This window comes from Hydrogenophaga sp. (genome assembly GCF_030373225.1).
In the GTDB taxonomy this organism is placed as follows: domain Bacteria; phylum Pseudomonadota; class Gammaproteobacteria; order Burkholderiales; family Burkholderiaceae_C; genus Hydrogenophaga.
The window spans coordinates 1-18,714 of sequence record NZ_JAUCZG010000010.1; the positions used below are offsets into that span (position 1 = coordinate 1).

General features: G+C 65.3%; 18 protein-coding genes and 1 tRNA gene. 7 read left to right on the forward strand and 12 right to left on the reverse strand.

Translation table 11 applies throughout. The annotated features are described in order from the left end of the window. Window positions 1-508 precede the first annotated feature (508 nt). From QUV35_RS07460 to QUV35_RS07465, 3 genes are all read right to left on the reverse strand, one after another. Window positions 509-781: a hypothetical protein gene (locus QUV35_RS07460; RefSeq protein WP_300872150.1), complete on the reverse strand. Its 273-nt coding sequence runs from the start codon at window positions 779-781 to the stop codon at window positions 509-511. After that, window positions 778-1,131: a helix-turn-helix domain-containing protein gene (locus QUV35_RS18910; RefSeq protein ID WP_366945409.1), complete on the reverse strand. Its 354-nt coding sequence runs from the start codon at window positions 1,129-1,131 to the stop codon at window positions 778-780. The genes QUV35_RS07460 and QUV35_RS18910 overlap by 4 nt, the downstream gene beginning before the upstream one ends. Window positions 1,132-1,473: 342 nt before the next feature. Next, window positions 1,474-4,350 carry a phage/plasmid primase, P4 family gene (locus QUV35_RS07465; protein ID WP_300872153.1) on the reverse strand — a complete coding sequence of 959 codons (2,877 nt, stop codon included), beginning with the start codon at window positions 4,348-4,350 and terminating at the stop codon, window positions 1,474-1,476. Window positions 4,351-4,709: 359 nt separating this feature from the next. Here QUV35_RS07465 and QUV35_RS07470 point away from each other — a divergent pair, with 359 nt between their 5' ends. Further along, window positions 4,710-5,048 carry a hypothetical protein gene (locus QUV35_RS07470; protein WP_300872155.1) on the forward strand — a complete coding sequence of 113 codons (339 nt, stop codon included), beginning with the start codon at window positions 4,710-4,712 and terminating at the stop codon, window positions 5,046-5,048. 86 nt (window positions 5,049-5,134) lie between these two features. On the opposite strand, the gene QUV35_RS07475 is transcribed toward QUV35_RS07470, so the two are convergent. The 9 genes from QUV35_RS07475 to cysS form a co-directional block, all read right to left on the reverse strand. After that, window positions 5,135-5,353 carry a hypothetical protein gene (locus tag QUV35_RS07475; RefSeq protein ID WP_300872158.1) on the reverse strand — a complete coding sequence of 73 codons (219 nt, stop codon included), beginning with the start codon at window positions 5,351-5,353 and terminating at the stop codon, window positions 5,135-5,137. Between the two features lie 139 nt (window positions 5,354-5,492). Next, complete coding sequence (locus QUV35_RS07480; RefSeq protein ID WP_300872161.1) at window positions 5,493-5,981, reverse strand: hypothetical protein; 489 nt, start codon at window positions 5,979-5,981, stop codon at window positions 5,493-5,495. Next, the gene (locus QUV35_RS07485; RefSeq protein WP_300872165.1) at window positions 5,978-7,330 is read right to left on the reverse strand and encodes a site-specific integrase; all 1,353 of its coding nucleotides are present in this window, start codon (window positions 7,328-7,330) and stop codon (window positions 5,978-5,980) included. Before QUV35_RS07485 ends, QUV35_RS07480 begins: the two co-directional genes overlap by 4 nt. A 198-nt stretch (window positions 7,331-7,528) precedes the next feature. Next, window positions 7,529-7,621, reverse strand: a tRNA-Ser gene (locus tag QUV35_RS07490). 54 nt (window positions 7,622-7,675) lie between these two features. Further along, window positions 7,676-8,956 (reverse strand): aspartate kinase, encoded by a 1,281-nt coding sequence (locus QUV35_RS07495; protein WP_300872168.1) that lies wholly within the window; start codon window positions 8,954-8,956, stop codon window positions 7,676-7,678. A gap of 56 nt (window positions 8,957-9,012) precedes the next feature. Beyond that, the gene (gene tilS, locus QUV35_RS07500) at window positions 9,013-9,945 is read right to left on the reverse strand and encodes a tRNA lysidine(34) synthetase TilS (protein ID WP_300872462.1); all 933 of its coding nucleotides are present in this window, start codon (window positions 9,943-9,945) and stop codon (window positions 9,013-9,015) included. A gap of 43 nt (window positions 9,946-9,988) precedes the next feature. Then, a complete protein-coding gene (locus QUV35_RS07505) occupies window positions 9,989-10,978 on the reverse strand; it encodes an acetyl-CoA carboxylase carboxyltransferase subunit alpha (protein ID WP_300872171.1) in 990 nt (329 codons plus the stop codon). 108 nt (window positions 10,979-11,086) lie between these two features. Beyond that, window positions 11,087-11,737: a DNA-3-methyladenine glycosylase 2 family protein gene (locus tag QUV35_RS07510; protein WP_300872174.1), complete on the reverse strand. Its 651-nt coding sequence runs from the start codon at window positions 11,735-11,737 to the stop codon at window positions 11,087-11,089. Continuing rightward, the gene (cysS, locus tag QUV35_RS07515; RefSeq protein ID WP_300872176.1) at window positions 11,737-13,125 is read right to left on the reverse strand and encodes a cysteine--tRNA ligase; all 1,389 of its coding nucleotides are present in this window, start codon (window positions 13,123-13,125) and stop codon (window positions 11,737-11,739) included. The genes QUV35_RS07510 and cysS overlap by 1 nt, the downstream gene beginning before the upstream one ends. A gap of 365 nt (window positions 13,126-13,490) precedes the next feature. On the opposite strand from cysS, the gene QUV35_RS07520 reads away from it, so the two are divergent. The 6 genes from QUV35_RS07520 to QUV35_RS07545 are packed head-to-tail and all read left to right on the forward strand — an operon-like array spanning window position 13,491 to window position 18,714. Then, on the forward strand, window positions 13,491-14,441 hold the full coding sequence (locus QUV35_RS07520) for a tetratricopeptide repeat protein (protein WP_300872465.1): 951 nt from the start codon (window positions 13,491-13,493) through the stop codon (window positions 14,439-14,441). Further along, window positions 14,441-15,907, forward strand: a complete 1,467-nt coding sequence (locus tag QUV35_RS07525; RefSeq protein WP_300872178.1) for a L,D-transpeptidase — start codon at window positions 14,441-14,443, stop codon at window positions 15,905-15,907. The genes QUV35_RS07520 and QUV35_RS07525 overlap by 1 nt, the downstream gene beginning before the upstream one ends. Beyond that, window positions 15,907-16,500: a peptidylprolyl isomerase gene (locus QUV35_RS07530; protein ID WP_300872181.1), complete on the forward strand. Its 594-nt coding sequence runs from the start codon at window positions 15,907-15,909 to the stop codon at window positions 16,498-16,500. The genes QUV35_RS07525 and QUV35_RS07530 overlap by 1 nt, the downstream gene beginning before the upstream one ends. A 2-nt stretch (window positions 16,501-16,502) precedes the next feature. Further along, on the forward strand, window positions 16,503-17,009 hold the full coding sequence (locus QUV35_RS07535) for a peptidylprolyl isomerase (RefSeq protein ID WP_300872183.1): 507 nt from the start codon (window positions 16,503-16,505) through the stop codon (window positions 17,007-17,009). Between the two features lie 35 nt (window positions 17,010-17,044). After that, entirely contained in the window at window positions 17,045-17,860 is an 816-nt protein-coding gene (locus QUV35_RS07540; protein WP_300872185.1) for a UDP-2,3-diacylglucosamine diphosphatase, read from the forward strand. Next, window positions 17,857-18,714 (forward strand): M90 family metallopeptidase, encoded by an 858-nt coding sequence (locus QUV35_RS07545; protein ID WP_300872188.1) that lies wholly within the window; start codon window positions 17,857-17,859, stop codon window positions 18,712-18,714. Before QUV35_RS07540 ends, QUV35_RS07545 begins: the two co-directional genes overlap by 4 nt.

Sequence of the window (18,714 nt, forward strand, 5' to 3'; positions counted from 1 at the left end):
CTGAAACATCGCGCATCAGCACTCGCCGCTGCGGGTGTTGTGCAGACGTTCCCTAGTTTTCCAAGAATCTTGAGTCTCTTATTTGCTAGACGTCCAAGTCTTGACTCGCTTTGCGACTCATAGGACAACCGCTGACACATTCGGCAACGGAACAGTTGACCAAGGAAAAACATCACGCTGCAGGGTCTCCTGCAACCGGGGCACAGAAACAGTACTCGAGTTCCACCGAAACCACATGGAACATGCTTTAGTTCGATAGTCTCTCGCACGTGGGTTGCGCCCACGTTGTATGAGATGAGCATCTGTAATGCGTAGGTACGAACCGAAATTGCGGAAGAGGTGCGCAGCGTCCGTGGATCCTTCCAGTACCAGAGACCTTTCCACGGTGTCTTGAACAGACCAGCTTTCTGCATCGCTCGTATGTCCAGCCTCCGGGCAGCCTCCACGTGACAAGCTTCACCAGGTCGACCAGCCCCTACGCGCGAACCACCCCAACCGTTCTCACTTCTCATTTCGGAATCAAGCCGGTGCGAGCGTTGCGCGTTGGGTGAACAAGGCGGCTGCCAACTTGGCAAAGTGCGTGCTCTTTCGGTGAGCCTGCTGGGCGACCATGGAAGTCCCCTTCCACAACATACGCATTCAAAGCTTCAATCGTGCCGGATGATGCCTTTAACTTTTCTACTTTTACTCGCGTAACGTTCTCATCACTAACGTCTGGATCGCCGGGCTCGGGACCCAGGTGGTTGCCGGGGGCACGCTGGATCGGGTTCGGTTCGTTCATTTTCGATCAGTGACGGTTAAGTTGACGGTATGGACGGGGGCTGAGTCAGCTGCGGGCCGCGCAGATACTGGGTTTTCTGGTGGCAGTTGATGATTCGCTACGAATGATTCGGAACGAACACGGCGCGCGACCCTGCGTTTTGGTGGACGTCGGCGTTGGCCAGTAACCCAGCGATGTACCGTCGATGGGTGCACGCCGCCCAGCTCGGCTGCAATGGCGCGCACGGAAAGGCCGGCGAGTCTCAGTGCCTGGGCACGCGCCACTACGCTGTCGGGGTAGACGCACCAGTGGTGACTCGGCCCCACGGGCAGCCCCTGGAGATTCGTGGTCTTGATGACGACGCTGGTCATACGTCGCCCTTCGTCTCGCACGGGGTGCGCATAAAGTGGTCGACACCAACCAGTTCCCTTACTGTTGCGGCGGTGTTCGGGCCGGCGCGGTGTTGGCGCCGCCCCAACCTGCAAAGATTCACCTGATACGGGTGATGCGGGTCAAAACCCATTGCAGGGCCCATAGAGCTCTCTCCACTGACCCCAACCCACCCACTTTTCTCAACACCGTAGAGAGAGCAGACCAACTGTCGGAATGTGTGGAGACCCGTATCACCCGCATCAGTGAGCCCAACGACCCCCGCCTGATGCGGGTGATACGGGTCAAAAGCCACCCGCAAGCGGCTCCGGGCAGAAAACCCCTCACGCGAGGTCCATCTCCGTCGCTTCATCGAAGACCTCCGTGTTTTCGTTACGCACGATTCGCGCGAGCCACTCAGCCTTGATGCGGGCGCCCTTGACCGCTTTCAGCGGCTTGCTCGCCCCGTCCTTGCCCTTCACCCGAGGGCTGAACGTGGTCAGGCGGCCATCGCTGTTGGTGTAGACCTCGCCCATGAAGCTGTTCTTTTGCAGGACATGCTTCGCGCCCTCGTCCGCACACCACTGCCGGTACACGTCGTAGAGCTCGTCCTTGCTCACCCACGCGCCGGCATCGAAGTCGAGAGCGTCGCTGATGAAGCCCAGAATCGGCGTCGTCTTGCGCACCAACTCCTCGACGGCCTCCAGACCGCTGGCCGGCTGAATGAAGGCTCCCCGGTCCTGCAACGCCTTCAGGCCATCGAGCGCCCAGTTCAGGATTCCCGGCAGCTCGGCCATCAGCTTCTCGGTCAGCTTGTGGTCCTCGCGCCCGAAGAACGACTGGGTGAAGCGGAGCACGATGAACCGGGAGGCCACCGCGCCGCCGCCGTCCACGATCCCGGGCAGGATGTTCGTCATGAGCACGAAGCGCGTGAGCAGCTTGCCCTCCCAGTTGGAAATACCTTTGCGCTGCACGCTGACCGCGTCCTCTCCGGTGATGCGCAGCAGGTTCTCGCTGATGGCCTGGAGGTCTGCGCTGCCGCTGATGCGGGCGTCCGAGATCACCGCCAGCTTCGCGTTGATCAGGCCCTGCAGACCGAATTCCTTGCCGATCTGGCCAAGAGTCGGGCCGGTGAAGTTGTGCTCACCGAGCAGGCCGCGCAGCACGCGGGCGATGGTTCCCTTGCCGCATCGCTTGGGACCGACGCAGATCAGAGCCTTCTGCTGCGAGGTGTCGCTCGTGACGAGGTAGCCGAACCACTGCTGCAGGCTGTCGATGGACTCCTGGTCGCCAGGGAAGACGTCGGCCAGGAACCGCAGCCAGTGCACGGGCTCGGGCGCCTGCGGGTCGTAGGCCACGTCTGCCGCATCCACGCTGAAGTACGACGGGTCGTGGGGCAGCAGCTTGCGGGTGGGGAGATGCAAGAGGCCGTTGCTGATGGCCACCACATCCCCGACGGCCACCGGCGGGGTCTTGGTCAACCAGCTGGGCATGCGGGTGGAGGACGCGACGTTGGTCAGCGCCTTCACTGCGTCGATGGTGTTGTCGACCACGCCGCGCCCTGGCAGGGGAACGCCGCTGCGCTCGAAAAGCCGGTACACCTTGGCGCGGATGTCGGCCACCGAGACCGACTGGTATCGGGATCCGTTCCACACGAGGAAGTCGTCCTGCCAGTGGCGCAGTTTCAGCGCGCCCTTGGGCGTGGTGAAGAACGATGCGAGGAAGGCACGGGCGGTCGGCACCGGCCACTCCACGCTGACCTCGGCCGCGTCCTCGTCAGGCCCTCGGCGCTTCGCCCTGGCCAAGTCATCGCGAAGCGCCTTGATCGACAAACCGGTGGCCTCCTTCAGGCGCTTGAGCAGTTCGTCGACTTCGCTGGGCCTGAGGCCCTTGGCCGACGCGAGTTCGCCAACCACGATATCGGCGAGATCCACCGGCGCGTAGCCGGCGAAGGATGCCGCGTCGATGGTGTTGGCGATCTCGGCGTGACTCTTGCCCGAGGCGTGGGCTGGTGCCTGCAGTCCGAGTGCAGCCGCCGTCGCCTTGATCGCGGCTCTGAAGTTGCCGCCGTGGGTGAAGTGGCAGTAGATGTCGAACGCGTCGCCGAAGCGGTGGCCGTCCTTGGACTCGGCACCAAGACCAGCCTCGGCATCGCTGCCGCTCAAGCTGATCCAGTGGTCGTCGAACACCCGCGTGGCGTAGCTGCCGCTGCCCTGGTACGGGCTGCGCCAGTCCTGGTCGCTGGCAGGCGACTGCTCGTACTGGTTGTCGATCAGCAGCTCATCGATGCTGTGGGCGGCGTTGTAGGCGTCGATCACGCTGACGTCTTCACCAACGCCCCGTTGTGCGCGCCGGCGGTCACGTGCGGCACGCGCCTCCGCTCGGGCAAGTTCAAGGGCAGCAGCGTCCGCCTGGCGCTGGGCCAGCAACTTGTTGACGTGCTGCTCGGCTACCCCGTCAGCCATCATGTGGCCCCGGCCGTCGTGCACATCACGGACGAAGAACTTGGGCGATCCATCGGCTTTGCGCGCGCCCCTGGGCACGTTGGGCAAGTAGGCGATCTGCCCGGCGCCTGCCAAGCTCCAGTCCATCTCGCAACCGTCGGCCTCCATGAACGCGTAGAAGGCCATGCACAGAGCATTCCACTCGGCGAATGCCTGCGGTTCAACCAGGGGCACCAGCGTGCGCCAGCGCTTGGATTCCGCGGTCGAGCTTGCCGTGCTGTAGATCAAATACGCGACGCCGTCGCCGAAGAACTGACGTACCAGCCGCCGGACTTTCTCGAGCGAGGTGTCACCCTTGTCGATGTCGCCAGGGATCGCGACGTACTGGCCGCGCTGGCGCTGCGCCTCATGCTTGCGCCCGTCGAAGGCGTGGTAGGTCGAGGTGATCAGCGCGGGCGCGCTCAGCTTGGGCCGATCGGTCGGCTCGGTCTGGTCAAACACCTCCCCGAGCGAAATCGTCTCGTAGTCGGCGCCTGTGTCGATCTGGGTGTCACCGATACCTGCGCACGTCAGCACACGCTGCTCTCGCCACCGGCGAGAAACCACTGCGGAGGCCATCGCGCCTTCCGCGTGTCCTTGACCCGCGTCGTGGCCCTCATCATTTAGCTGCTTTTCTTTCCCATCCGCCCGGCCTGCCAGCCGGGCTCCCTTTTCGAGATCCGCTGCGGCGGCTCGCTGCCGTCGAGCTTCGGCGTCTGTTGAATTGACATGGGCCATCACGCGCCTACGCTTTCTTTGGCGGCGCGCTCCAACACTGCCTCGAGGACCGATAAGCGCCAACCGATCGTTCTTTGGGTCAACTTCAGCGGCGGCGGGAGGATGCCTCGCCGAATCCACTCCTCTTGCGTCTTTGCGTCAATGCCACCGAGGAATTCGCGTGCCTGATGAGCCAACACAAATGGGTCTGCGAGATGTGGGGGTTTCGATCCGCGTTTCATGGGGTTCCTTTAGAACGGGGTTTCAGAGTCGATGCCGCACGATAGGAGACAAAGCCCAGTTCACGGACACGCGCGTATCCGTCAGCCGTCGAGCTACGGCCACGATGTACTCCGCCCTTTTCACGCGGAGCCAACACCATGCAGAAGACCGTGATCACGCTCTCGGAAACAAACCGACGAATCGGCTCCTGCCACCCCCGCGCCCGACTCACCGATGAAGAGGTGGACCTCATTCACGAGCTGCGCGAGACGGGCCTCTCGCTCGAAAAAATCGCTCGGAAGTTCGATGCCACCAAGGGGGCAATTTGGAAGATCACGACGGGATTGCGCCGCGCGCAAACAGTGGCGCGTTGGGTCACCGTTGATGCAGACGGAAAGCGACGCACCGTGGCGGGGGAAGCCCCAGCCAGAGCTGGCAAGTCGGTAGATGCGGTCGCAGCGCGCGACCTGAGCAACGCCCTAGCGGCCTGGCGCTGATCAGCCGGCCACTGTGGCAACCATGGCAGCGCAGACTCCTGCCATGCCCGCGGTCAGCAGCCAAAACGTTACGGCGGTGACCATGTTCAAGCTGCACTCCCCACGGCCTGGTCGACCTTGGACTTGACCCAGGCATCGACGGCCTGCTCGTCGAACAAGCTGCGGTTGTTGATGCGGATCGGTCGCGGGAACGTCGGGTCCTGCTGCAAGAGGTCGTAAACCCAGGTCTTGCGGCGCGAGAGCTTGTCGCACAGACGCGGGATCGACAGGTAGCGGGTGCCCGGTTGGGCGTTGAGTTCGGTCATGTAATTCCCCTTTCGGAAACTGTTGAAGACAGGGGGAATTACAGACCGCGGGCTCTCCCGATTGGTCGGGATTTTTCGGGAGAGAAAATGCAGAAGGCCGCGCGTGGCGGCCTTCTGATCGGTCAGTTCCAGGGATGCCCTACGGCTTGTCCCACCCGTCCTGCATCTGCTCGATGCCCAGCTCCTGGCGCCACTCGTTGATGCGGTTGACCGCAGTCTTTCGGGGTATGCCGACCAGGTGTCCAGCGGCCTGCAGCTTCTCGAGCCACTGCTCGGCGGTCAGGCGCGGCGCCTGCCTGCACTGGCCGTCCTCGCTCGCGACGGGGAAGCTGCCCACCAGGGCCATGTAGTCGCGCGCTGCGCGATAAGGGTCGGGCCTGCCGTAGAAGCCGATGGCCTTCAGGGCGCCCGGCGCGGCGTCACGCTCGGCCTTGTTGATGACAGTCTGCTCAATCTTGACGGCAACGTGCTGCGCCCACCGCAGCGTGTCCTCGACGCTGGCCTCGCCGGCAGCGATGGACGCCCACAGCGCGGTAGCCCTGGTCGTGTCGGGCCGGTCGAGCAGCGCCTCGAAATCGGGGTCGATCTCGGGGTCCCGCAGACGGGCCAGGTAGTCGTTGATGGTCATGCTGCACCCCTGCACTGCACGTCCCAGTCCTGCATGAGGACCACACGCTTGTCGAACAACTCACCACGACGATAAGCCGCCTCGACCTTGTTGCCGATGCTGTGGGCAAGCGCCATCTCGACGGCAAACGCGTCGTGGTTGGTCGTCTCGCTGGCCCAGTCGCGGAAGGTTGAGCGGAAGCCGTGGGGCACCACCTCTGGTGTGTCTTGGAGCTTGGGGTCCACCCACCTGGTGTCGATCTTGTTCATTGACCTGATCACCTTCGCCAGGGTCATGTCGGAGAGCGGCTGGTTGCGCATGCCGGGGAACACGAGATCGCCGGGCTTGGCGCCATCGGGCTTGACCGACCTCAACAGCGCGAGCGCCGACGCCGACAAGGGCACGCGGTGGTCGCCCTGTGCCTTGACCTTCATGTGGGCAGCCGGCACCGTCCAGACTTCGGACTCCAGATCGAATTCGCCCCAGCGCGCCAGCCGCACTCCCTGCGACCGCACCGCCGTCAGGATGGCGAGCTCGAGCGCCTTTGCCCCTTGGCCCTTTTGCGCCCGCAGTTCAGCCATGAAGTCCTTGATCTGAGCGAACGGCAGCGCAGGCATGGGCCGCACCGTCTGGATCTTTGCGGGCGATGCCAGTAGGTGTTCCAGGCAGCCGTCCCAGCGGGCCGGGTTGCTGCCCTCACGGTGCTTGGAGACGGTGGCCCAATCAAGCACGGCCTCGATGCGCTGGCGTACCCGCTTGGCCGTCTCGGTCTTGGTTTTCCAGAAGTCGTCACGCTCTAACACTCGCACCACATCTGACGGCTCGATGCTGGCCACGGACATCGCGCCCAGGACGGGCACGGCGTAGGTCGCCAGGGTGGTCTCCCACTGGTTCGCATGCTTGCTCGTCCACTGAGAGTCCATGGTGGCAACGTACTTCTCGACGGCCTTGCTGAACGTCATGGTCGCGCGGGCCTGGGTGATCGCCGCCTGCACCCGCATCTGCATCTGGGTGACCTGGTTGCCCTTGCGCTGCTCGATCGGGTCGACATTCTGCAGGAGCAACCTGCGCGCCTCAAGCGCGGCCTGCCTGGCCTCGGCGAGACTGATGGTGTGCGTCGGGCCGAGCCCCATCTCGCGCGCCTTGGCCTTTTCCATGCCGAGCTTGCGCGAGTACCGGAAGACCCATGACTTTGCACCGGTGGTGGTGACGTGCAGATACAGGCCGCCGCCATCGGCGTAGGCGCCGGGTTTGGCCATTTTGCGCACCAGCAGGTCGGTCAGGCGGTCCAGGACGTGCTTGCCAGCCTTGGGCTTGCCGAGCTTGGCGGTGCGCGTTTGCCACTCCCCAGCGGGGACTTGAGCTTCCACGTCACTCTCCTATCCACTTAATAACCCACAATTTACACCCGGAAGAAAACGGATGCAAGTGGACAATACCGGAGAGAGGGAAAGTGTTTATTTTGGTCCGTCCAGGAGTAAAACCTTTTTATATCAACGGCTTACATGTACGGAAGTGTCCGAAACAGACGAAAAAAAGCCCGCTTTTGGCGGGCATTTTTTGCGTCTTGGCGGAGCGAGAGGGATTCGAACCCTCGATGAGGCTCTACACCCCATACTCCCTTAGCAGGGGAGCACCTTCGGCCACTCGGTCATCGCTCCGGAAGCTGCGTATTATGCCTCATCTCACCCGGCGGTCTCCCCTGCAGAGGCCGTTCATCCGGTGATGGTGTCGGCGGTCTGGTCGAGGTCGAATTCGCGGTGCAGCGAACGCACGGCGAGTTCCATGTACTTCTCGTCGATCACCACCGATGTCTTGATCTCCGACGTCGAGATCATCTGGATGTTGATGCCCTCGGTGCTGAGGCACTTGAACATGCGGCTGGCCACGCCCACGTGGCTGCGCATGCCGATGCCCACGATGCTGACCTTGCAGATGCGTGCATCACCCACCACCTCGGCGGCGCCCAGCGCAGGAACCACCTTCGCCTTGAGCAGGTCCATGGTCTTCTGGAAATCGTTGCGGTGCACCGTGAAGCTGAAGTCGGTCAGCCCACCCTTGCTCAGGTTCTGGATGATCACGTCCACCTCGATGTTGGCGTCGGCCACCGCGCCCAGGATCTGGTAGGCGATGCCGGGGGTGTCGGGCACGCCGAGCACGGAGATCTTGGCTTCGTCGCGGTTGAAGGCGATGCCGGAGACGACGGCTTGTTCCATGGTTTCTGCTTCCTCAAAAGTGATCAGGGTGCCGGAGGCGGCTTCTTCAGTCAGGTCGATGTCCCAGGGCGTGAAACTGGAGAGCACGCGCAGGGGCACCTTGTACTTGCCGGCGAATTCCACCGAGCGGATCTGCAGCACCTTGCTGCCCATGCTGGCCATCTCCAGCATTTCCTCGAAGCTCACACGCTCGAGGCGGCGCGCTTCGGGCACCACGCGCGGGTCGGTGGTGTAGACGCCGTCCACGTCGGTGTAGATCAGGCACTCGGCCGCCTTGAGCGCTGCGGCCACGGCCACGGCCGAGGTGTCGCTGCCCCCGCGGCCCAGGGTGGTGATGTGACCCTGCGGGTCCACGCCCTGAAAGCCGGTGACGATGACGACCTTGCCCGCCGCCAGGTCACCCCGGATGCGCACATCGTCGATCGACTCGATGCGCGCCTTGGTGAAGGCGCTGTTGGTCTTGATGGGCACTTGCCAGCCCGCATAGCTCACCGACGCCAAGCCCTCGGCCTGCAGCGCGATGGCCAGCAGGGCCGACGACACCTGCTCGCCAGTGGCCGCGAGCATGTCGAGCTCCCGGCTGAAAGCGGTGGAGGACTGGGCGGGCGCGAGTTCCTTCGCCAGACCGAGCAGGCGGTTGGTTTCGCCGCTCATGGCGCTGGGCACGACCACGAGCTGGTGACCGGCACGGTGCCATTTGGCCACGCGGCGTGCGACGTTGCGGATGCGCTCGGTCGACCCCATCGAGGTGCCGCCGTACTTGTGAACTATCAAGGCCATCGGGTTGGATTGTTTGGGTTGAAGGCACCGACTGCGCTGTCGGGCAAAGCCCGCAATTATAGGAGGGGGGTGTATCGCAGGCGCTCGCCGTCGCGCTCCACATGGCCAGCACCCACCTTGATGTGGATGTGGTGGCCGCGCGTGGTGCAGGCGGCGATCTGGTCGAGCAATTCGTCGAGTTGCGCAGTGGCCGCGGCCACATCCGCACTGGCACGCAGCCAGTGGCGCAAGGCGTTGGCCTGGCGGTCGCGCGACAGCGACCGCAGTTGCGCCATTTGCGGCGGCTCGCCGGTGAGCGCGAGGTCGATGACCGCCAGCTCGTCGAGCAGGCGCTGGGCCTGGGCGGCGTGGCGGGCGCTGCGCGCCAGCAGGGGTCGAAAGCCCTCGAAGCAGGCCTGCCAGGCGGGCATGAGCACGGCGCGAATGCGGTTGCGGGTGAAGCGTGTGTCGGTGTTGCTGGGGTCGTCCACGAAGGCGTGTCCGTGTGCCAGCAACCAGCCGCGCAGGTCGCTGGCCGGCACATCGAGCAGGGGTCGGCCAAAGTGCACGCCCTCGCGCCCGAACCGCTCGGGCATGCCGGCCAGGCCCGGCAGACCGGCGCCCCGGCTCAGCGCGAGCAGCAAGGTTTCGGCCTGGTCGTCGGCGTGCTGCCCGAGCAGCACCCACTCGGCACCCTGCGTTCGCGCCATGGCACCGAGCGCGGCGTAACGAGCCCGGCGTGCGGCGTCTTCCGGGCTCTGGCCAACCTCGTGCATGGCCTGCACACGCTGCGTGCAAAACGCCACGCCGAGCTGCTCGCAAAACCGGCCGCTGTGCTGTTCGAATTCGTCTGCTGCTGCCTGCAGGCCGTGGTGCACATGCAGTGCCACCACGCGGTCGGGCCAGCGCTGTTGTGCGGCGAGCAGCAAGGCGGTGGAATCGGCCCCGCCGCTGAAGGCCACGGCCACCCGGGTGAGGTCGCCGGCGCAGCGCTCGCACCACCGTGCCAACGCCTGCTCGCAGGGGTTGGCGGCTGCGGTGTTGCGGCTCACGTCAACGCTTGTCGCTCTTGGCGTCGGCCTTGGTGTCGGTGAATCGGCCGTAGCTGTTGAGGCGCGCATAGCGCCGGTCCACCAGTTCCTTGACCTTGAGATCGGTCACCTGGCGCCAGGCATCGCCCAGCGCGCGCTTGAGGAATGCGGCCATCTGTTTGTGGTCGCGGTGGGCGCCACCCACCGGCTCGTTGACGATCTTGTCGATCAGCCCCAGTGCCTTGAGGCGGTGGGCGGTGATGCCCAGTGCGTCGGCCGCGTCGCTGGCGCGGTCGCTCGTTTTCCAGAGGATGGAGGCGCAGCCCTCGGGGCTGATCACCGAGTACACCGAGTACTGCAGCATCAGCACCTGGTCGGCCACGGAGATGGCCAGCGCACCGCCCGAGCCGCCCTCGCCGATGATGGTGGAAATGATGGGCACTTCCAGCTGCGCCATCTCGAAGATGTTGCGGCCGATGGCTTCGGACTGCCCGCGCTCCTCGGCATCAATGCCCGGGTAGGCGCCGGGCGTGTCGACAAAGGTGAACACCGGCAAGCGAAACTTTTCGGCCAGCTTCATGAGGCGAAGCGCCTTGCGGTATCCCTCGGGCTTGGTCATGCCGAAATTGCGCAGACCCCGCTCCTTGGTGTCGCGGCCCTTCTGGTGACCCAGCACCATGCAGGGCTGGCCGTTGAAGCGGGCCAGTCCACCCACGATGCTCAGGTCGTCTGAAAAATGGCGGTCACCGTGCAGCTCGACAAAGTGCGTGAAGATTTCGCGCACGTAGTCCAGCGTGTAGGGTCGGTCGGCGTGGCGCGCGATCTTGGTGATCTGCCACGGGGTGAGGCTGCTGTAGATGTCCTTGGTGAGCTGCAGGCTCTTGCCCGCGAGCTGTTCGATTTCTTCGGAGATGTCGACCGCGGATTCGGTCTGCACGTAACGCAGTTCCTCGATCTTGGTTTCGAGTTCGGCAATGGGCTGCTCGAAGTCGAGAAAGTTCTTTTTGGCCAAGATGGACTCCTGTGGTCTTGTGGTGCGGGGCGCCGCGCCTGACGTGCATCAGGCCACCGGGCCGGGGCCCGAAGGTGTCGGGCGTCTGCTGCAACGACGTGTTCGGATTCAGTAGGCGACCGGGACCGGGTCGAGAGAGCGCCAAATATACCAAGTCGCCACGCTGCTGAACGGGGCCCAGGACGTGGCCACCTCGCGGATTTCACTGCGACTCACCGGCTCACCCGAAAAGTAGCAGCGGCTGATCCCGTTCTGCAGACCAATGTCGTCCAGCGGTAGTACGTTGGGCCGCATCAGGTGGAAGATCAGGAACATTTCAGCGGTCCATCGGCCAATGCCGCGAATGGCCACCAGCTCGGTGATGATGGCCTCGTCGTCCATCTCCGCCCAGTCTTTCACATGCACCTGGTTGTTGGCGAAGTGCAGCGCAAGATCCACCAGGTATTCGACCTTGCGCGCCGACAAACCGGCCGCCCGCATGTCGTCGACCTTGAGCTTGAGCACCTGCGCCGGCACCATCTTCTTGGGCAACAAGACGAAGCGGTCCCAGACCGATTGCGCCGCCTTCACCGAGATCTGCTGGCCCACGATGCTGCGCGCCAGCGTGACGAAGGCATCGCCGCGCGACTGCAGGCTCACGCCGCCGTGCTGCGGAATCAGCTTCTTCATCACCCGGTCGCGCTTCATCAGATGGCGGCAGGCCTCCTGCCAGTATTCGGGCGCATCCGGGCCCACGTCGGGCAACTGGCTCGCGACCATCAGGCGCGTTCCCAGGTGGTGCCGCCGGGGCCGTCCTTGAGCACGATGCCCTGATCCAGCAAGGCCTGGCGGATTCGGTCGGCCTCGGCGAAGTCCCTGGCCTGTTTGGCCGCGGCGCGCTGCGCCATCTGTGCGGCGATGGCGGCTTCGTCCAGACCACCCGGCGAGCCGGCCCCACCTTGCAGGTAGGTGGCAGGATCGGCCTGCAACAAACCCAGCGTGCCGCCGAGCGCCTTCAACAGGCCCGCGGCAGCGGGGTCCTTGCTGCGGTTGACCTCGCCTGCCAGATCGAACAGCACGGCCACGGCTTCGGGCGTGCCGAAGTCCTCGTCCATCGCGGCGCGAAAACGCTGCGCGTGCGGCAGCGCCCAGTCGATCTGGCTCAGCGGTGCAGCCTGCACCAGCGACAAGGCGGTGTACAGGCGCTTCAAGGCGCCGCGCGCATCGTCCAGATGCACATTGCTGTAGTTCAGTGCGCTGCGGTAGTGCGCGCGCAGGATGAAGAAACGCACCGTTTCCGGGTCGTATCTGGCCAGCACCTCGCGAATGGTGAAGAAATTGCCCAGGCTCTTGGACATCTTCTCGTTGTCCACCCGCACGAAGCCGTTGTGCACCCAGAAACGCGCCAGCGGCTTGCCATGGGCACCTTCGCTCTGCGCGATCTCGTTCTCGTGGTGGGGAAACTGCAGGTCGGCACCGCCGCCATGGATGTCGAAGGTCTCGCCCAGCGTGGCGCAACTCATGGCCGAGCACTCGATGTGCCAGCCCGGGCGACCCGCGCCGTAAACGCTTGGCCAGCGGGCTTCGGCCGGCTCGTCGGGCTTGGCCGATTTCCAGAGCACGAAGTCCAGCGGGTCGTGCTTGTCGCTCGCCACGGCCACGCGCTCGCCGGCGCGCAGGTCGTCGAGCGACTTGCCGGAGAGCTTGCCGTAACCCTCGAACTGGCGAACCGCGAAATTCACGTCCCCGTTGTCGGCCTGGTAGGCCAGTCCCTTTTCCTGCAAGGTGCCGATCAGGGACAGCATCTGCGGCACGTAGTCGGTGGCCCGCGGCTCCAGGGTCGGTGGCTCGATGCCGAGCAGGGCGATGTCCTGGTGCATGGCTGCGGTCATTTCGTCGGTGAGAGCGCGCAGCGTGATGCCGCGCTCCACCGCACGCTGGATGATCTTGTCGTCGATGTCGGTGATGTTGCGCACATAGGTCACGCGGTAGCCGCTGACCTTCAACCACCGTTGCACCACATCGAACGCCATCATCATGCGGGCGTGGCCGATGTGGCACAGGTCGTAGATCGTCATGCCACAGACATACATGCGCACATGACCAGGTTCGATCGGCTGGAAGTCTTCCAGGCGTCGCGTGAGCGTGTTGTGGATTTTCAAGGTCATGTCGGGAGAACGGGCGCGGGGTCGGCGCGGCGAAGCGGAGTGGAAAACCTGACCCGGCAGCGGGTGCAGCAGTCCTGTGTCACACAGGCCACGCAGTGTGCTGCTGGCGGTCCGGATCGGCCATGAGAAACAGACCCCTCAGATACAATGCGCCAGTATATCCAGCCCGATGCTGCGCGCTGTGCATCGTCGGGCCTTCGATCAACGTGTCGCTGGATCCAGCCGCCTTGCGGTGTCCCAGGTTCGCTCTCCGAGGTCCCATGTCCCACCCTGTGAATCTCCCAGCCACGGCCCGTGGCAACCCTTCCTTTGCGGCTCGCAGCGGCCTGGGCCTGCGCCTGCGCTCCCTGGCGGTGGCCGTGGCAATGGGCGTGGGCACGTCGCTGGCCTGGGCCCAGACCGAGGACTACGCCGAAGTCAATCGGCTGTTGCGCAGCGGCCAGCTCGCCGAGGCGCTCGTCAAGGCAGACCAGTACCTGGCGGGCAAGTCGCGTGATCCGCAGATGCGCTTTCTCAAGGGCGTGATCCTCACCGAAAGCGGCAAGACGCAGGAGGCCATCTCGACCTTCAGCAAGCTCACCGAGGACTACCCCGAGCTGCCCGAGCCCTACAACAACCTGGCCGTGCTCTTCGCTGGGCAGAGCCAGTTCGACAAGGCACGCGCTGCACTCGAAATGGCGATCCGGACCAATCCGAGCTACGCCACTGCGCACGAAAACCTGGGCGATGTGTACGCCAAGCTGGCCAGCCAGGCCTACAGCAAGGCCTTGCAGCTCGACGGCGCCAACCCGGCTGTGGCACCCAAGCTCAGCCTGATCCGCAACCTGTTTGCCGCTGATACCCGCTCTGCGATGGCAGCCCCGGTGGCAACCGCGCCGGCGGCAGCGCCGGTGGTCGCCAGCGCGCGCCCGGCAGCGCCGGCTGTGGTTGCCGGGACAGCATCAACCCCGGCCGCCCCTGCGGTCTCGGGCGACGCCGCCCAGCGCGAGGTGGAAGCAGCCGTCCGTTCCTGGGCCGGTGCATGGTCGTCGCGGAACATGGGCAGCTACCTGGGCGCTTACGCCACCAGCTTCACCCCACCGGGCGGACAGGCGCGCAGCGCCTGGGAAGCCGAGCGGCGCGCGCGCATCGAGCCCCGCAGCCGCATCGGGGTCGAGGTCAACGATCTGGTCATCACGGTCGATGCGAACAAGGCCACGGCGCGCTTCCGCCAGGAGTACACCTCCGACACGCTCAACGTCACCAGCCGCAAGACGCTCGAGATGGTCAGGAGCGGTGACCGCTGGCTGATCGTGCGCGAATCCACGGGCTCTTGATGGCAGGTCGGCGGATGGGCCAGCGCGGTCATGCCGGTGTGCCCCCGGGATTCCCCTCTGCGGGCCCGGCCGGCAGCCGGCAAGCCCTGTGGGCGCTGGGCGTGCTGGCCGCAGCGGCTTTTCTCGTGCTGCTCTTCAACTCCGCCAGACCCGGGCCGGAACACGGCGCGGGCCAAGGCGACTTGCTTGAAGCAGCCCCCCCCTCCCTGCTCAACCAGGCGATGGCCAGCGTTCAGGACACGCCCCGCAGCCAGCTGGCGGCCCGGCGTTCCGGCCTGGAGCGCAACAGCCTGACCGAAGCCCGGCTGGACGCCTTCAAACCGCTGCTGGGCCAGGCCGAAACGCGCCTGATCGGCATCTACCAGCTGATCAGCCAGGGCCAGCACCGACAGGCGCTCGAGCAGGCCGAAGGACTGGTCAAGGACCACCCCAACTTCCAGCTCGCCCACCTGGTGCACGGCGATCTGCTGAGCCTGCAGGCGCGACCTGTGCGGCAACTGGGCGATGTGCCCGACACCAAGGCCCTGGCTGCCAGCCAGCAACTGGCCACCCTGCGCGAAGAATCGCGCCGCCGCCTGCTGGCCCTCACCGAGCGCCCCCCCGCCGGCAGCATCCCGACCCAGTTCCTCACGCTCGCACCTCAGAGCCGTCACGCCATCGCCATCGACGCCTCGCGCTCGCGGCTCTACCTGTTTGAAAACCTCAACCCGACGCGCGCCCAGCCGGTACCCGAGCGCCAGCCCGCGTTGCGCCTGGTGGGGGACTTCTACATTTCGGTGGGCCTGTCCGGCATCGAGAAAACGGTCGAGGGTGACAAGCGCACTCCGCTGGGCGTGTACTACATCACCAGCAACCTCAACCCCGCCGACCTGCCCGATCTCTACGGGGTGGGCGCATTGCCCATCAACTACCCCAACCCGCTGGACGTGCAGCGTGGCAAGACCGGCAGCGGCATCTGGCTGCACGGCACGCCCAGCGACCAGTTCGTGCGCGCGCCACAGGCGTCCGACGGTTGCGTGGTGCTGTCCAACCCCGACCTGCAGCGGCTGCTGCGCACGGTGCAGATCCGCACCACGCCGGTGGTGATCGCGCCCGAGCTGCAGTGGGTGCAACCCGAGGCGCTCAGCAGCGATCGCGAACAGTTCGAGGGCGTGCTCGAAGCCTGGCGTCGCAGCCGCAGCGAGGCCAATCTGGCCGAGCTCAAAGGGTTTTACTCCAGCCGCTTTTCAAACCAGGGGCGCGATCTGGCCCAGTGGTGGCCCCGCGTCGAGGGCGAGCTGCGCAGCAGCGGCCCGCGCGAGCTGGCCATCAAGGACTTGTCGGTGCTGCGCTGGAGCGACACCGAAGACACCCGCGTGGTCACGTTCGGCGAGGTTGCCGCAGGCCAGACCCGCGGCGTGACCAAGCGCCAGTACTGGGTCCGCGAGAACGACCGCTGGACCATCTTTTTCGAAGGAATCATCTGATGCCATTGCCTGCCGTCCAACCTCTGCGCCGAGCCGTGCTCGGGGCCCTCACCATCGCCGCTGCGCTGGCCTGGCTGCCTTCCATGGCACAAGACGCCGCACCCCGGGTCAAGCTCACCACCTCCATGGGCGACATCGTGCTGGAGCTGCACGCCGACAAGGCCCCCAGGACGGTCGAAAACTTCCTGCAGTACGTGAAGGACAAGCACTACGAAGGAACGGTCTTCCACCGCGTGATCGACGGCTTCATGATCCAGGGCGGCGGCTTTGGTGCCGACATGCAGCAAAAGGCCACCCGCGCACCGGTGCCGCTCGAAGTCTCGGGCGGCCTCAAGAACAACCGCGGCACCATTGCCATGGCACGCACCTCCAACCCGAATTCGGCCACCGCACAGTTCTTCATCAACCTGGTTGACAACGCCAACCTCAATCCACCGCAACCCGACGGCCACGGCTACGCCGTGTTCGGCAAGGTGGTTTCAGGCATGGACGTGGTCGACAAGATCCGGGCTGTGCCCACCGGCAACCGTGGCCCGTTCCAGAACGTGCCGCAGACTCCCATCACCATCCTCAAAGCCACCCTGGAGAAATGACCATGGCCAACCCCCAAGTCGAACTGCACATCACCGGTCACGGTGTCATCACCATCGAACTCGATGCCGAGAAGGCGCCCCTGTCCGCCGCCAACTTCCTGGCCTATGTGAACAAGGGCCACTACAACAACACCGTGTTTCACCGTGTCATTCCGGGCTTCATGGTGCAAGGTGGGGGCTTCGAGCCCGGCATGACCCAGAAGCCCACCGACGCGCCGATCGCCAACGAGGCCAACAACGGCCTGAAGAACGACACCTACACGCTGGCCATGGCGCGCACGAGCGACCCGCATTCGGCCACCGCCCAGTTCTTCATCAACGTGTCCAACAACGGCTTCCTCAACCACACCGCACCGAGTGCGCAGGGCTGGGGCTACGCCGTGTTCGGCAAGGTGGTCTCGGGCACCGAGATCGTGAAGAAGATCGAAGGCCTGCCCACCGGCCGCAAGGGCTTCCACGACGACGTCCCGAAGGACGACGTGGTGATCGAAAAAGCCGTCGCGCTGTGAACCCGGGGGCCTGGCCCCTGGCAGCCCCCGCTTCGATGTCCGCAGCCTCCCCCGACCGCTTCGCCAGCTTGCGCGCTCCCGCGCACTGGCAAGCGGTCGAATTCATTTCAGACCTGCACCTGCAAGCCGGCGAACGGCCGACCTTCGATGTCTGGCGGGCGTTCCTGCAGCGCCCGGCGCCCGGGCGGGCCGACGCCCTTTTCATCCTCGGCGACCTGTTCGAGGTCTGGGTCGGCGACGACGTGCTGCAGGCGCAGGCCTCCACCGACCAGGCCTTCTGGCGCGAATGCGCGCAGTCCCTCCAGGACTTCAGCCGGCACACGCCGGTGTTCTTCATGGCCGGCAACCGCGACTTCCTGCTGGGCGCCGCGGGCCTGAAGGCCTGCGGCATGCAGGGCTTGGTCGATCCGACCGTGCTCGACTTTCTGGGGCAGCGCTGGTTGCTCAGCCATGGCGATGCGCTGTGCCTGGCCGATACCGATTACATGGACTTTCGCGCCCAGGTTCGCCAGCCGGCGTGGCAGCGCGACTTTCTGGCCCGCCCGCTCGGTGAGCGCACAAGCATCGCGCGCCAGTTGCGGGAACAGAGCGAGGCGCGCAAACGGGACACGGCGGGCGACCCCGGCCTGTGGGCCGACGTGGACACCGCTGCGGCCCGCGCCGACCTGCAGGCCGCCGGCGCACGGACCCTGATCCACGGCCACACCCACCGTCCGGGCGAACACGCGCTGGGCGATGGCCTGCGCCGCGTGGTGCTCAGCGACTGGGATGTCGGCGCCAAGCCGGCGCGCGCCGAGGTGCTCCGGCTGGACGCCCGGGGCCTGCAGCGTGTGGCGCTGGTGGCGGCATGATCGATCTGCTGCAACGTCTGCTGCCGCGCTCGCTGCGCCAACCCAGGCCTGTCCCCGACACGCTCTGGCAGACCACCCTCGCCTCCCATCCCTTTCTCTCGGTGCTCGCCAGCGCCGAGCAGGACCGCCTGCGCCTGCTGAGCACCCACTTCCTGGTCGAGAAGGAGTTCTTTGGTGCCAACGGCCTGGAGCTCACCGATGCGATGGCCCTGGCGATCGCCGCCCAGGCCTGTCTGCCGCTGCTGCACATGCACGGCCCTTCGGGTGAGGCTGTGCGCGACCCGCTGAAGTTGCTGGACTGGTACGGTGATTTCGTCGGCATCGTGGTGCAGCCTGGTGCCGTGGTGGCAAAACGCAAGACCACCGACGCGGCGGGCGTGGTGCACCACTTTGACGAAGTGCTGGCCGGCGAAGCCATGGACCGCGGCCCGCTCATGCTGAGCTGGGAGGAAGTGGCCCACGCCAGCCTGGCAGCCGAGACTGGCAGCAATGTCGTGATCCACGAGTTCGTGCACAAGATGGACATGCGCGGCATCTCGCTCGGCGAACACCCCGACGGTGCGCCCCCCCTGCCCAAGGGCTTCCTGGGCACGCACAGCGCCGCAGAAGCCCGAAGCCTGTGGCGCCGGACGATGCAGCAGGCCTACGACCAGTTTCGTGAAGCCGTGACCCTCGCCGAGCGGTTCGGCGGCGAACGGCCCTGGCTCGACGACTACGCGGCCAAGGACCCTGCCGAGTTTTTTGCCGTCACCTGCGAGGCCTACTTCGTGAGCCGGGAGCGGTTCGCGCAAGAATTTCCCGCGCTGGTCCCTCTGTTCGACGGATTCTTCAGGCCGGCCACCGCCGCGCCATGA

Coding starts and splice junctions, on each gene's coding strand:
- QUV35_RS07460 (WP_300872150.1), bottom strand. CDS start 781: ATGAACGAACCGAACCCGATCCAGCGTGCCCCCGGCAACCACCTGGGT.
- QUV35_RS18910 (WP_366945409.1), bottom strand. CDS start 1,131: ATGACCAGCGTCGTCATCAAGACCACGAATCTCCAGGGGCTGCCCGTG.
- QUV35_RS07465 (WP_300872153.1), bottom strand. CDS start 4,350: ATGGCCCATGTCAATTCAACAGACGCCGAAGCTCGACGGCAGCGAGCC.
- QUV35_RS07470 (WP_300872155.1), top strand. CDS start 4,710: ATGCAGAAGACCGTGATCACGCTCTCGGAAACAAACCGACGAATCGGC.
- QUV35_RS07475 (WP_300872158.1), bottom strand. CDS start 5,353: ATGACCGAACTCAACGCCCAACCGGGCACCCGCTACCTGTCGATCCCG.
- QUV35_RS07480 (WP_300872161.1), bottom strand. CDS start 5,981: ATGACCATCAACGACTACCTGGCCCGTCTGCGGGACCCCGAGATCGAC.
- QUV35_RS07495 (WP_300872168.1), bottom strand. CDS start 8,956: ATGGCCTTGATAGTTCACAAGTACGGCGGCACCTCGATGGGGTCGACC.
- QUV35_RS07510 (WP_300872174.1), bottom strand. CDS start 11,737: ATGGTCGCGAGCCAGTTGCCCGACGTGGGCCCGGATGCGCCCGAATAC.
- cysS (WP_300872176.1), bottom strand. CDS start 13,125: ATGACCTTGAAAATCCACAACACGCTCACGCGACGCCTGGAAGACTTC.
- QUV35_RS07520 (WP_300872465.1), top strand. CDS start 13,491: ATGGGCGTGGGCACGTCGCTGGCCTGGGCCCAGACCGAGGACTACGCC.
- QUV35_RS07525 (WP_300872178.1), top strand. CDS start 14,441: ATGGCAGGTCGGCGGATGGGCCAGCGCGGTCATGCCGGTGTGCCCCCG.
- QUV35_RS07530 (WP_300872181.1), top strand. CDS start 15,907: ATGCCATTGCCTGCCGTCCAACCTCTGCGCCGAGCCGTGCTCGGGGCC.
- QUV35_RS07535 (WP_300872183.1), top strand. CDS start 16,503: ATGGCCAACCCCCAAGTCGAACTGCACATCACCGGTCACGGTGTCATC.
- QUV35_RS07540 (WP_300872185.1), top strand. CDS start 17,045: ATGTCCGCAGCCTCCCCCGACCGCTTCGCCAGCTTGCGCGCTCCCGCG.
- QUV35_RS07545 (WP_300872188.1), top strand. CDS start 17,857: ATGATCGATCTGCTGCAACGTCTGCTGCCGCGCTCGCTGCGCCAACCC.